Origin of the sequence: Devosia sp. Root413D1 (assembly GCF_001425235.1) — a bacterium.
Lineage (GTDB): Bacteria > Pseudomonadota > Alphaproteobacteria > Rhizobiales > Devosiaceae > Devosia_A.
In genome coordinates this window covers 80,585-93,205 of sequence record NZ_LMEA01000014.1, presented here as the reverse complement: position 1 = coordinate 93,205, position 12,621 = coordinate 80,585, and the positions used below count along the sequence as shown (strand labels likewise).

Annotated in this window: 10 protein-coding genes; 4 read left to right on the top strand and 6 right to left on the bottom strand. The window is 65.7% G+C overall.

Going from position 1 to position 12,621, the window contains the following annotated elements; genetic code table 11:
• Positions 1 to 222 precede the first annotated feature (222 nt).
• Positions 223 to 1,518 (top strand): alpha/beta fold hydrolase, encoded by a 1,296-nt coding sequence (locus ASC89_RS27380; protein ID WP_056004128.1) that lies wholly within the window; start codon positions 223 to 225, stop codon positions 1,516 to 1,518.
• 142 nt (positions 1,519 to 1,660) lie between these two features.
• Here ASC89_RS27380 and ASC89_RS27375 read toward each other — a convergent pair whose 3' ends face one another.
• The 5 genes from ASC89_RS27375 to ASC89_RS27355 form a co-directional block, all read right to left on the bottom strand.
• Complete coding sequence (locus tag ASC89_RS27375; RefSeq protein ID WP_056004125.1) at positions 1,661 to 2,440, bottom strand: NAD(P)-dependent oxidoreductase; 780 nt, start codon at positions 2,438 to 2,440, stop codon at positions 1,661 to 1,663.
• Between the two features lie 8 nt (positions 2,441 to 2,448).
• The gene (locus ASC89_RS27370) at positions 2,449 to 4,140 is read right to left on the bottom strand and encodes an ABC transporter ATP-binding protein (RefSeq protein ID WP_056004122.1); all 1,692 of its coding nucleotides are present in this window, start codon (positions 4,138 to 4,140) and stop codon (positions 2,449 to 2,451) included.
• Positions 4,130 to 5,287 (bottom strand): ABC transporter permease, encoded by a 1,158-nt coding sequence (locus ASC89_RS27365; RefSeq protein WP_056004119.1) that lies wholly within the window; start codon positions 5,285 to 5,287, stop codon positions 4,130 to 4,132. The genes ASC89_RS27370 and ASC89_RS27365 overlap by 11 nt, the downstream gene beginning before the upstream one ends.
• Positions 5,284 to 6,270, bottom strand: coding sequence for an ABC transporter permease (locus tag ASC89_RS27360; protein ID WP_055883555.1), 987 nt, complete (start codon positions 6,268 to 6,270; stop codon positions 5,284 to 5,286). Before ASC89_RS27360 ends, ASC89_RS27365 begins: the two co-directional genes overlap by 4 nt.
• Before the next feature lie 71 nt (positions 6,271 to 6,341).
• Complete coding sequence (locus ASC89_RS27355) at positions 6,342 to 8,252, bottom strand: ABC transporter substrate-binding protein (RefSeq protein WP_056004116.1); 1,911 nt, start codon at positions 8,250 to 8,252, stop codon at positions 6,342 to 6,344.
• Positions 8,253 to 8,468: 216 nt separating this feature from the next.
• On the opposite strand from ASC89_RS27355, the gene kdgD reads away from it, so the two are divergent.
• Positions 8,469 to 9,374, top strand: a complete 906-nt coding sequence (gene kdgD, locus ASC89_RS27350) for a 5-dehydro-4-deoxyglucarate dehydratase (protein ID WP_056004113.1) — start codon at positions 8,469 to 8,471, stop codon at positions 9,372 to 9,374.
• Positions 9,375 to 9,660: 286 nt separating this feature from the next.
• Here the strand turns inward: kdgD and ASC89_RS27345 are convergent, their stop codons facing one another.
• Entirely contained in the window at positions 9,661 to 10,671 is a 1,011-nt protein-coding gene (locus ASC89_RS27345) for a mannonate dehydratase (RefSeq protein ID WP_056004111.1), read from the bottom strand.
• Positions 10,672 to 10,820: 149 nt separating this feature from the next.
• Here ASC89_RS27345 and ASC89_RS27340 point away from each other — a divergent pair, with 149 nt between their 5' ends.
• Both ASC89_RS27340 and ASC89_RS27335 read left to right on the top strand, forming a co-directional pair.
• Positions 10,821 to 11,549 (top strand): FadR/GntR family transcriptional regulator, encoded by a 729-nt coding sequence (locus tag ASC89_RS27340; RefSeq protein ID WP_055877692.1) that lies wholly within the window; start codon positions 10,821 to 10,823, stop codon positions 11,547 to 11,549.
• On the top strand, positions 11,546 to 12,427 hold the full coding sequence (locus ASC89_RS27335; RefSeq protein ID WP_056004108.1) for an SMP-30/gluconolactonase/LRE family protein: 882 nt from the start codon (positions 11,546 to 11,548) through the stop codon (positions 12,425 to 12,427). The genes ASC89_RS27340 and ASC89_RS27335 overlap by 4 nt, the downstream gene beginning before the upstream one ends.
• Positions 12,428 to 12,621 lie beyond the last annotated feature (194 nt).

Below are 12,621 nucleotides of genomic sequence, written 5' to 3'. Positions count from 1 at the left end.
ATCTGGAAACGCTTCCTCGATGCATGCAACCACCCACCGGCCGTCATCCCGACGAAAGTCGGGACCCAGTGCTCAGGCTCATCCCCAAGCGCGATCCCTCGGACCTTGCTGTGACGGACCGGATGGGGTCGTGTCTGCCAACCGTCCGAGCACTGGGTCCCGGCCCTCGCCGGGATGACGGCCGGTGGTTTGGTCCGGCCACGAGTTCCCAAGGAGACAAAAATGCCCGTCGCCGAATACACCATCCCCGGCATGCTGATCCGCGACCACCTGCTACCGGTGCCGCTCGACTGGAGCAAACCTGAGGGCCAAACCATCGAGCTGTTCCTGCGCGAGGTGGTCGACCCGACCAAACGCCATGAAGACCTGCCGCTATTGGTGTTCCTGCAGGGTGGCCCGGGCGGCAAGTCGCCGCGGCCGACCAAGGGCAGCCCGTCCTGGCTGGCCGAGGCGCTGAAGACGCATCGGGTGATCCTCCCCGACCAGCGCGGCACCGGCCGCTCCACCCGCATCGAAGCCGCTACCATGGCGGGCTTTGCCACTGGGGACGCCGCCGCCGACTACCTCAGCCATTTCCGCGCCGACTCGATCGTCGACGATTTCGAGCACGCCCGCAAAACCCTGTTCCCCGGTAAGCGCTGGGAATCCCTCGGCCAGAGCTATGGCGGCTTCCTCACCCTCACCTATTTGTCGCGCTACCCCGAAGCGCTCGCCGCCTGCTACGTCGCCGGCGGCCTCGCGAGCCTCGTGCCCAATGCCGACGAGGTCTACCGCCGCACCTATCCGCGCGCCGCGGCAAAGAGCCGGCTCTACTACAAGCGCTATCCCGATGACGTCGCCCGCGTCGCCGCCATCGCCGATTTCATCGACAGCAACGACGTGCGCCTGCCCGATGGCGACCAACTCACCGTCAAGCGGCTGCAGACCATCGGCATTGATCTCGGCATGGCGCCCGGCCACGAGAACGTCCACTGGCTGATCGACGAAGCCTTCTCCACCCCGGATCGGCTCTCCGACCATTTCCTGTTCAGCGTCATGAGCCTCACCAGCTATGACAGCGGCCCGCTGTTTGCCGCGCTGCAGGAGAGCATTTACGGCCACGGCGCCGGCGCCACCAACTGGGCCGCCGAGCGGGTCCGCGCCGATCACCCCGAGTTCGACCCCGCCGCCCGCCCGCTGCTGTTCACCGGCGAGATGATGTTCCCCTGGATGTTCGAGGAAATCCGTTCGCTTCGTCCGTTCCGCGCCGGCGTCGAAACCCTGGCGGCGCGCCGGAGCTACTCCGAGCTCTACGACCTGAAGCGCCTCGCGACCAACCAGGTGCCGGTCAGCGCCGTGGTCTATTACGACGATCTCTATGTCGATGCGGGCCTGTCGCTCGAAACCGCCGCGGCGGTCGGGAACCTGCAGCACTGGGTCACCAACGAATACGAACACGACGGCATCCGCCAGAGCGGCAACGTGTTCAAGCGGCTGGTGGAAATGGTGAAGGAAGCGGGTGGGCCGGTTAGGGGTTAGGCGGCCGGCCGCGATCTGCTCCCCTCCCCCTTGAGGGGAGGGGTTGGGGGTGGGGGTCCATCGGTGATCACCGCACCACCCCCTCCCTCAATCCCTCCCCTCAAGGGGGAGGGAAGCGACGACTGCAAGTCCGGCTCAGACCTCAATCCTCAAAATGCCCCCGCACCGCAAAGCCGCCGCCCTGCAGCACCGCCACCTCCGGGTCCGGCGCCGGCCAGCCGCCCGCCGGCGCCGGCAGCTCGCCTGAGCCATGCTCCGGCGTCCAGCCCAGCGTCTGGTCCGGCGCGTTGACGTACCAGGCGCCGGCATTGTCGGAGATGCCGAACACCGTACGGTAGCCCAGTTCCGGCGCGTCGAGCCCGGCGAGCACCAGGCGCCACAGGTCGTCGCGGTCGCACCAGATCTTGATGTCGCGCTGCGAGCCCGGATTGTTGGCGGCGCAGATCCTGATGTTGAGGCAGCCGATGCCGAACTTGTCGTGGTAGAGCCGGCTGAGGTTCTCGCCGAACAGCTTGCTCACCGCATAGAGCGAATCCGGCCGCACTTCGGCATGCCGGTCGAGCGGCGCAGCGGCGACCTCGTGCATGCCCAGCACATGGTAGGACGAGGCGTAGATCACCCTCTTCACCCCGGCTTTGCGGGCACTTTCGAAGATATTGTAGGTGCCGGCGATATTGGCATCGAGGATCGCCTGCCACGGCTTTTCGTTCGCCATGCCGCCCAGGTGCACCACGGCCGAGATGTCCTGCCGCATCAACTCGTCGATCGCCGCGCGATCGGCAAGGTCGGCCGGCACCACCGGCCCACCGTCGGCTGGCGCCGTGATATCGGTCGCCAGCACCGCCCTCCCCGCTTCGGCAAATCTCGACCGGAAGTGGGTGCCGAGCCTGCCGGCGGCGCCCGTCAACAGGATTTGCGGCATGATCTACCTCAGGCAGGAGCCGAAAGCCGCAGGCGCGGATCGGGACGGGGGACGGCGCGGATCAGGGTCTGAGTATAGGGATGCTCGGGCCGCTCGCAAATCTGCTGCACGTCGCCGATCTCGACGATCTTGCCGTTCTTCATCACCGCGACGCGGTCGCAGAAATAGCGGATCACCGAGATGTCGTGGCTGATGAACAGGTAGGACAGACCATACTCGTCCTGCAGCCCGCGCATCAGGTCGAGCACCTGGTGGCGCAGCGACACGTCGAGCGCCGAGGTCGGCTCGTCGGCGATGATCAGCCGCGGCCTGAGCGCAATGGCGCGGGCGATCGAGATGCGCTGCCGTTGCCCGCCGGAAAAGGCATGCGGATAGCGCTCGCCGCCATCGGCCGGCAGCCCGACGCGCATCAAGAGCTCCGCCACCCGATCGCGCATCTCGCGCTCGCTCATCGCCGTGTTGGTGCGCAGCGGCTCCGAGATGATCTGGTAGACAGTCATCCGCGGGTTGAGCGAGGAATGCGGATCCTGGAACACCATGCGCACTTCGCTGTAGAGCGATTTCATCTCGCGCTTCGATAGCCGCGCAATATCGACTTCCACCCCGTCGCCGCGCCAGTAGTTCACCTGCCCGCCGGTCGGCGTGTAGATGCGCAAGAGCGTGCGGCCCAGCGTGGTCTTGCCCGAGCCGCTCTCGCCCACCACCCCGACGGTTTCGCCCTTGTTGATGGTGAGGCTGACCCCGTCGATCGCCTTGAGATAGGCGGCGGGTTTCCCCAGCATGCCGACATTGAGCGGGAAATGCAGCGACAGGTCGCTGATCTCGGCGATCGGCGATTCCTCGGCCGGGCGTGGCGGCCGCGGCGCCGGCGTTTCGAGCTTCAGCACCGAGCCGAGCAGCGCCTTGGTGTAGGGCTGCTGCGGCCGCTCGAACAGGTCGAACACATCGGCCTGCTCGACCATCTCGCCCTTGAACATCACCATGACGCGGTCGGCGATCTGCGCCACCACGCCCATGTCATGGGTGATGAACAGCACCGCCATGCCGCGATCGCGCTGCAGCTCGCGCAGCAGCGACAGGATCTCGGCCTGGGTGGTGACGTCGAGCGCCGTGGTCGGCTCGTCGGCGATCAGGATTTCCGGGTTGCACGACAGCGCCATGGCGATCATGGCGCGCTGCCGCATGCCGCCGGAAAACTCGAAGGAGTAGCGATCGAGCGCCGCCTCGGGGTTCGGAATGCGCACCCGGTCGAGCAGAGCGGCGGCCCGCTTCCGCGCTTCCTCCTTGCTGATCTTTTCGTGCAGCAGGATGGTCTCGACGATCTGGTGGCCGATGGTGTGCACCGGCGAGAGACTCGACATCGGCTCCTGGAAGATCATCGCGATGCGCCGGCCGCGCACTTCGCGAATGCCGCGCCCGAGCGCCCCGAGCTTGACGATATCGAGCTCGCCGCTGCCAGTATCGAGCAGGATTTCCCCCGCCGTGATCCGCCCAGGCGAGGCGACGAGCTGCAGGATGGCGCGGGCGGTGACGCTCTTGCCCGAGCCGCTTTCGCCCACGAGGCACAGCGTTTCGCCGCGCGACAGGGTGAAGCTGACGCCGCGCACCGCATGCACCACCGATTTGTGCACCGGGAACTCGACGGCGAGGTTCTTGACCGTGAGAACCGGTTTGGTGTTGGGCGCGGCGTTACTTGGCATAGGGATCAGCAGCGTCGCGGACGCCGTCTCCGAGGAAGTTGAGCGACAGCACCGCCACCACCACGCAGATGCCGGGGACGAACAGCCAGGGCGCCTGGGTGATGGCGCGGAGGTTCTGCGTATCCTGCAGCAGCACGCCCCAGCTGACGATCGGCGGCTGCAGCCCGAGGCCGAGGAAGCTGAGCGCGGTTTCGGCGAGGATCATGTGCGGGATGGCGAGGGTGACCGCGGCGATGATGTGCGAATAGAGGCTCGGCATCATGTGGCGCATGATCAGCCGGAACTCGCTCACCCCGTCGAGCCGCGCTGCGATGACGAAATCCTCACTCCTGAGGCTGAGGAAGCGCCCGCGCACCACGCGGGCGATCTCGGTCCAGCCGATCAGCGACAGGATGACGAGGATCGAGAAATAGACCTGCAGCGGCGGCCAGTCTTTCGGCATCGCGGCAGCGAGGCCGAGCCATAGCGGAATGGTCGGCACCGAGCGGATGAACTCGATGACCCGCTGGATCACCCGGTCGACGAGGCCGCCGCGATAGCCGGAAATCCCGCCCAGGATCATGCCGATGATCAGCGACAGGCTGACCCCGACCAGCCCGATCGACATCGAAATGCGGGTGCCGTGGATGGTGCGGCTGAGCAGGTCCCGGCCGAGCCGGTCGCCGCCGGCGAGGAAGAACGGCTTGTTCTTTTCAAGCGGCCCGATCAGGTGGATATCGGCATCGAACAGCCCCCACATCTTGTAGCTCTGGCCTTTGACGAACAGCCCGATCGGGATGATCTCGCTCGGCTTGGGAGTGAAGATGCGCCTAAAACTCTTGGCGTCGACCTTGATGTCGAAGCCGGTGACATGCGGCTGGAACCGCGAGCCGCCGGCGCCGTCATCGACGAACCAGCCGATCGCCTGCGGCGGCACATAGGTGAAGCGCGGATCAAACTTGGCCGGATCCTGCGGCGCCAGGAACTCGGCGAACAGAGCCACGAAATAGATCAGCCCGACGATCACCAGCGACAGCACGGCGAGCTTGTGTTTCTTGAACTTGTGCCAGAACAGCGTCCACTGCCCGGCCGCCTGCAGGCGTCCGGCAATGAGCTGCTGGTCGAGCAGCCCGGCCTCGATATCGGTGGCTTCGGTGGGGGCGCTCATGACAGCCGGATCCTGGGGTCGGAGATGGCGAGCAGGATGTCGGAGACCAGCGTGCCGATCAGCACCAGCCCGCCACTCAACAGGATAAAGGCGCCGGCCAGATACATGTCCTGGCTCTTCAGCGCCTGCAGCAGCAGCGGCCCGGCGGTGGGGAGATTCAGGACAGTGGACACCACCAGTTCGCCCGAGATCAGCGCCGGCAGCACCCAGCCGACGGTGGAAATGAACGGGTTCAGCGCCACCCGCACCGGATAGGTGAGGATCAGCCGCCCCTCGGGCATCCCCTTGGAACGCGCCGCCTCGACATAGGGCTTGTGCAGCTCATCGAGGAGGTTAGCGCGCATCACCCGGATCAGCGAAGCGGTGCCGGCGGTGCCGAGCACGAAGATCGGGATCCAGGCATGGGTGATGAAATCCCACACCTTGGCCAGCGACAGCGGCGCATTCTCGAAGGCCGGCGAGAACAGCCCGCCCACCGAGACGCCGAACCACATGGTCGAGGCATAGAGCAGCACGATGGCGAGGAGGAAATTCGGCGTCGCCATGGCGAGAAAGGCAAAGGCGGTGGCCACATAGTCGGTGATCGAATATTGCCGCACCGCCGAGTAGATGCCGATCGGCAGCGAGAACGCCCACATCAGGATGAGCGTCAGCACCGAGATCAGCGCCGTCATTCCCATGCGGCCCCAGATCAGTTCGGTGACCGGCTGGTTCCACTCGAAGCTGTCGCCGAAATCGCCGCGGGTGACGATGCCGCCGATCCACTTGAAGTATTGCACCACGACATTCTCGCCCAGCCCATAGCGCTCGCGCAGGCTGTTGAGCATGGCGCTGTCAACCGTCTCCCCGGCCTGCGCGATCTGTGCCGCATAGGTCGAGACATAGTCGCCCGGCGGCAGCTGGATGACGGTGAACGCCAGGATCGAGATCGCCACCATCGCCGGGATCATGCCGGCTATTCGCTTGAGGATGTAAAGGAGCATGAACCGGCCCGGGGGTTGGACGATCCGGCGGACAGCGCCCGCCGGATCGTGCCTTGAGATGCTCTGGGGGACTACTGCTTGAAGTAGAACTGCTCGGTATTCAGCGTACCCGGGTCCGGATGGATCCAGCCGGTCGGGGTATCGTCGGGCACGTTGCCCAGCTTGTTCGACACCACCGCGAAGCCCTGGATCGCGCTGCCAATGCCGATCTGGTAGAACTGCTCGGCGCTGATATCGAGCAGCTGGCTCAGGAGCTTGGCCTGTTCGTCGGCGTTCGAGGTGCCCTTGATCTGGTCGTACAGCGCCCACTGCTGCTTGACATAGTCGGGCGGCTCGACCCCGCCATCCTTGATGTAGAACTTGGCCCAGTCGACGGCGAAGTTCGATTCCGTCGAGAACGGGAAGTAGTCGCGCGGATCGATATAGACGTCGATGCCGCCCGATGTGGCGCCCCACACCACGATATCGTGCTGGCTGGCGGTCTTTTCCTCGTAGAAGCGGGTGCGATCCATCGCCGTGAAGCGGGCATCGACACCCACTGCCTGCCAGTACTGCACCAGCAGCTCGGCGACATCGGCGGTGTTGCCCAGCGCCGTCACCGCGGCGACGTTGACCACCAGCGGGCTGCCGTCGGGCGCGAGGCGCAACCCGTTGCTGCCGCGCTTGTCGAGGCCGATGGAGTCGAGCAGCCGGTTGGCTTCGTCGGCATTGTACTCGAGATACTGGGTGGCCAGCTTCTCGTTGTAGAATGCCGTGCCTTCGAGCGGCGCCACCTGACGCGGCGTGCCCTGCCCCAGATAGACCGTATCGATGATCGCCTGGCGGTCGAGCGCATAGGACAGCGCGATGCGGAAATCCTTGTTCGCAAAGATCGGCGCCTTCACCGCATCATGCGAGTTGAGGTTGACCGAGATGGCGAGCGAGTTGCCGACCCGGGACTCGCGCGGGCTGATGCGGAAATTGCCGGCCTCCTGGCCTTCCGACAGCACCGGCAGGTTGGTGGTGTTGGCGGTGTGGCGGACTTCGTAGTCGATCTCGCCGGCGAGGACGCTGAGCAGCAGGGTCTGCGCTTCGGCATTCACCGACATCGAGAGCCCGTCGATATAGGGCAGCTGGTTCCCGGCGGTATCAACCTTCCAGTAGAACGGGTTGCGCTCGAGCGCCACGCGGGTGGCGCCCGCCACATAGGGCTCGGTGATGCGCCAGGCCTCGATCGTCGGGCGATCCGGGTTGCGCCAGCGCTGGATGTTCTCGATGCCGACGCCGCACATGTTGACCATCTGCTCGGACCAGTCGGCGACGCCCGCCGCCTTGGCGTTGGCATCGGCCTCCGGGTTGTACTTGGGCAGGAACTGGCTGCAATAGGCCTTGCTCAAGAGCGTCAGCTGCACGCCGTAGACGCTGGCGGCGTTGAGGATGAACAGGCCATTCGGCTTGCTCCACGACAGGGTGAACTCGGTGGGCGAGGCGACGGCAATGGTCGGCAGCTCGCCCTCGACGGTCAGCCAGCCCGGCTTGGTCGGGAACAGCTTCTCGTCCGGCAAAATGTCCTGAACGAAGAACGCCACGTCATCGGCGGTGAACGGCGTGCCGTCCGACCACTTCATCCCCTCGCGCAGCGTGAAGGTGAAGGACTTGCTGTCTTCGCTGACGCTGTACGCGCTGGCGATATTGGGCTGGATTTCGCCGGTCCACTCGGCATCCCAGGCAAGCAGCGGCTCGTAGCCGAAGTAGGTGAACAGCATGTTGCGGTCATTGCCGCCCACCATGCCGCCGCGGAACGTGCCGCCATACTGACCGACTTCACTGACCGGCGTGATGATGCGCGGTGCGGCGCCAACTCGCTCGGCCACCGGCGGCAAGCTGCCGTCGGCGACGGCCGCGTCGAGCACCGGCGCCTGTTTGTAATCGACGGCCAGTGCGGCGCCGGCCAAGGCCAGCATCGATACCCCGGCCAGTGCAGGCATCAGGAAATGCTTCAATTCACCCTCCCCTCGAAAGTGCATCCGGACGCCGGGAGCGTTCCCCTTCAGCGTCGGCGGGGCAATGTGGTATGACTGCAAATGCACTGTCAAACGATAAATCATACTACTTTGCTGCGAGTCGCGCTTGATGCGGCTTTCGTTGCGTTGACAGCGGGGTTTTGCCGGTGCTAGCACCAAGAAATAGTACTAATTTTCTGCCCTGGGAGACGCCTGGTGACTTTTGACGAGATCAAATCGAAGATCGGTTCCGGGCTCCTGTCCTTCCCGGTGACCGATTTCGGCGCTGATGGCGAGTTCGACGCCGCCTCCTATGCCAGGCGCCTGCAATGGCTCTCGTCCTATGGCGCGGCCGGGCTGTTCGCGGCGGGCGGCACCGGCGAGTTCTTCTCCATCGGCTATGACGAGTATGACGCGGTGATCCGCACCGCGGTGGAGAACAGCGCCGCCGACGTGCCGGTGCTGGCCGGCGTCGGCTATGGCACCCGCATGGCGGTCGATCTGGCGAAGCGCGCCGAAAAGGCCGGCGCCGCCGGCATCCTGGTGCTTCCGCACTACCTGATGTTCGCCGAGGAACAGGGCGTCATCGCCCACATGCAGGCGATTTGCGACGCGGTTGGGCTGGGGGTCATCTACTACGCCCGCGACAACACCCGGCTGTCGCCCGCCGGGCTCGAAAAACTGGCCGAGGCCTGCCCGAACTTCATCGGCTACAAGGATGGCATCGGCGACCTGCAGCTGATGCAGCGCGTCGCGCACCGGCTCGGCGACCGCGTCGTCCATATCGGCGGCCTGCCGACCGCCGAAGTCTTCGCCCAGCCCTATCTCGAGATGGGCGTCACCACCTATTCCTCGGCCGTCTTCAACTTCGTGCCCGAGCTGGCGCTGCGCTTCTACAACGCCGTGCGGCAGCGCGACACCCAGGTGGTCGACGGGCTGATGAAGAGCTTCTACCTGCCGCTGATCGAGCTGCGCGACCGAAAGCGCGGCTATGCGGTGTCTATGATCAAGGCCGGCGCCGACCTGGTCGGTCGCTCGGCCGGCAAGGTGCGCACCCCCCTCACCGAGCTCGACGCCAGCGAGCGCCAGATCCTCGCGGATCTGATCGCCGCCAACGCCTGACGGCTCTCCCCCGTCACGGCGAAAGGCCCGGATCGCAGGATCCGGGCCTTTGTCTCTTTGGTGCCCCCGGCGGATCACTAACCACCGGCGCCCCCTCTCCCCTGAGGGGAGAGGGCAAGTGGAGCTAGGACCTTCAGGTCCGTAGCGGAACTAGGGTGAGGGTTCAGCTTCTCAGCGAGCGCGTATTGCACCGCTTCACCCCTCATCCGGCGCTTCGCGCCACCTTCTCCCCTGAGGGGAGAAGGGACAGAGCAGCCTGCGTCACCTCAAACCAGTCAACGCCCCCTCAAGCCCCATACGGATCCCAGCCATTGGCCTGGAACAGCGCAATGATGTACCCAAAGCAGAACGCAAATGCCGTTTCCATCGAGTTGTCGGCATCGATATGCGGCACGTGGTCGGGCATGATCATGCCGTCATAGCCGACCTCGTGGTAGATCTTCAGCGCCGCCGGCATGTCCATGTCGCCATTGTCGGGGAACTCCTCGGTGAACGAGTAGCGGCCGCCCTTGATGTTGCGGAAGTGCACGTTGAAGATCTTCTTGCGGCTGCCGAACCAGCGGATCACCTCGCCGATTTCGGAGCGCGGATCTTCCATCCCTTCAGCCACCGTGCCCTGGCAGAAATTGAGCCCGTGATAGGGGCTCTCCGAGGTCTGCACGAAGCGCATCAGCCCTTCGACGCTCGACAACACGCGGCTCTCGAAGCCGCGATAGCCCGGCGGCGTCATCGGGTCGTGCGGATGGCAGGCGAGCCGCACCTTGTTGGCGGTGGCGACCGGCACGACGCGCTCGAGGAAATACTCGATGCGGCCCCAGAACTCCTCCGATGAGACCTTGCCGGCAATGGTCAGCGTGTCGCCATCCGTCGCCTCTGCGGCCCGCCAGGTCGAGAGCTTCTGCCCGCCGCGACCGGTCTCGGATTCGGTGCGCGGAATGCCCAGCACGTTGAAGTTGTACTTTGCCGCCCCGATCCCCGCTTCGGCCAGCGCCTCGATGATGCGGCAGATGCCGTCGATCTCGCGGTCTCGCTCGCCCGGCTTGCCGAGCACGATGCCGGGTGACTGGTGCTTGCGCTCGATACCGGACGAGGGCAGCGGCAGTTGCACCATGTCGAGCACCAGGCCGAACTTCGAAACATGCTCGGCGTGTCGCATCAGGATATCGCGATCCCACTGCCAGGGGTCGCCGACCGGGTCGATGCACACATGCTTCACCCCCAGTTGTGCCAGCTGCCTGAGGTAGCGGTCGCCCACTTTGGCGAACTGATCGCCGCCGAGCTGCGTGCCTACGTACATTCATTCCCTCCAAAAATATGACTTCTTCAAAGTAGTATGATAGTTTCTCCACATCGGCAACGGTGGCAATGCGCGGCACCTCTTCCGCAACCCGCTTGCCCCGCCTATGAATGCGCCTCAGAACCCCAGCCGAACGGCCCCGAACCCTGATGTCTTCCAGCCCTGCCATCCACCTCACCGACCGGGTCAAGCTCGACCTGTTGCGGCTGATCGAGACCAACGCGCTCAACCCCGGCGACAAGCTGCCGCCGGCCGATCGGCTGTGCGAGCAGTTCTCGGTGAGCCGCACCGTGGTGCGCGAGGCGATTGCCAGCCTCAAGGCCGAGGGCCGGCTGCGCTCGCTGCGCGGCAGCGGTGTCTATGTCAGCAAGCCTCCCCTGCCCGCCGGGGGCCTCTCGATGCTGATGGCGGCGCCTGAAGAGATCGGCGACGTGCTGGATTTCCTCGAGTTCCGCATCAGCGTCGAAGTCGAAGCGGCCGGGCTCGCGGCCGAGCGCCGGACCGAAACGAACCTCCTCCGCATGGAGCAGGCAATGACCCAGTTCAATCGCCACCTCAGCGACAACACGCTGGCTACCGACGCCGACCGCGCCTTCCACCGCGCCATCGCCGACGCCACCAACAACAAGCGCTTCCGCCTGTTCGTCGACGAGATGGGCGAGCGGCTAATCCCGCGGCGGGCGCTCGGCGCCAGCTTCTCCGACGACAAGAGCAAGTCGGAATTCCTCGACGTCATCCGCACCGAACATCAGCGCATCTTCGACGCCATCAGCGATCGGAAGCCCGACGAGGCCCGCGTCGCCATGCGCCAGCACCTCGAAGGCGGCCGCCGCCGCTATCGCGAATGGAGCCTCGCGCACGAGGATACCGAACAGTGAGCGCCCCCGAGATCACCACCGTCGCCGCCGACCGCTGCGATATCGGCGAGAGCCCGGTCTGGGACGAGCGCACGGGGCTGCTCTACTGGGTCGACATCACTCCCGGCACCATCCACCGCATCGATCCCGCCACCGGCGTGCGGCAGCGCTGGGAATTCGGCGAACCGGTCGGCGCACTGGGGCTCTGCCGGTCCGAAAAGCTGGTCGTCGCGCTCAGGAGCACGGTGATCCTGTTCGACCCGCGCGACGGCAGCCGACAGCTGCTCGCCGCGGTGACGCACAAGAAACCCGAGATGCGGCTCAACGACGGCAAGGTCGGCCCCGATGGCGCCTTCTGGGTCGGCTCGATGGATGCGAGCGGCGAGGCCAACCCCGCGGGCGTGCTTTATCGTGTCGCCCCCGATGGCGGCGTCAACGTCATCACCGAGGGGTTTCGCATTTCCAACGGCCTCGCCTGGGATGGCGCGGGCACCCGCATGTACCATTCGGACTCGCGCGGCATCTGGATCGATATCTACGATTTCGATCCGGTCAGCGGCGCAGCCAGCAACCGCCGCCGCTGGCTCGAGCTCGACGAATTGACCGGCCGCCCCGATGGCGGCGCCTGCGATATCGATGGCAACTACTGGTCCGGCGGCGCCTCGGCCAGCCGCCTCAACTGCTTCTCCCCGGAGGGCAAACTGCTCCACTGGGTCACCCTCCCCAACCTCCGCCCCACCATGCCCTGCTTCGGCGGCCCCGATCTCACGACGCTCTACGTCCCCAGCCTCAGCACCGGGGTGCCGGCCGAGGATCTGGCGAAGTGGCCGCTGTGTGGGGCGATGGTGAGCTTTGCGAGTGGCACCAGGGGTGTGCCGGTCGGCAGGTTTGCGGACTGAGCGGACCTATCGCCGGCGGCGCCCCATCGTCCCCTCGCCCCTCCTAGGGGGCGCAATAGCGCCCCCGGGGGGAGAGGGTCAGGGTGAGGGGCAGCCAAGCACACCGACCGACCCGCCGCCGTTTTATCTGCACGATTCCAGCGCTTGGCGCCCCTCACCCCGCGAATGAGGCCGTCGGCCTCATTCGCCGCCCT

Coding starts and splice junctions, on each gene's coding strand:
- ASC89_RS27340 (WP_055877692.1), top strand. CDS start 10,821: ATGTCTTCCAGCCCTGCCATCCACCTCACCGACCGGGTCAAGCTCGAC.
- ASC89_RS27380 (WP_056004128.1), top strand. CDS start 223: ATGCCCGTCGCCGAATACACCATCCCCGGCATGCTGATCCGCGACCAC.
- ASC89_RS27365 (WP_056004119.1), bottom strand. CDS start 5,287: ATGAGCGCCCCCACCGAAGCCACCGATATCGAGGCCGGGCTGCTCGAC.
- ASC89_RS27360 (WP_055883555.1), bottom strand. CDS start 6,270: ATGCTCCTTTACATCCTCAAGCGAATAGCCGGCATGATCCCGGCGATG.
- ASC89_RS27370 (WP_056004122.1), bottom strand. CDS start 4,140: ATGCCAAGTAACGCCGCGCCCAACACCAAACCGGTTCTCACGGTCAAG.
- ASC89_RS27375 (WP_056004125.1), bottom strand. CDS start 2,440: ATGCCGCAAATCCTGTTGACGGGCGCCGCCGGCAGGCTCGGCACCCAC.
- ASC89_RS27345 (WP_056004111.1), bottom strand. CDS start 10,671: ATGTACGTAGGCACGCAGCTCGGCGGCGATCAGTTCGCCAAAGTGGGC.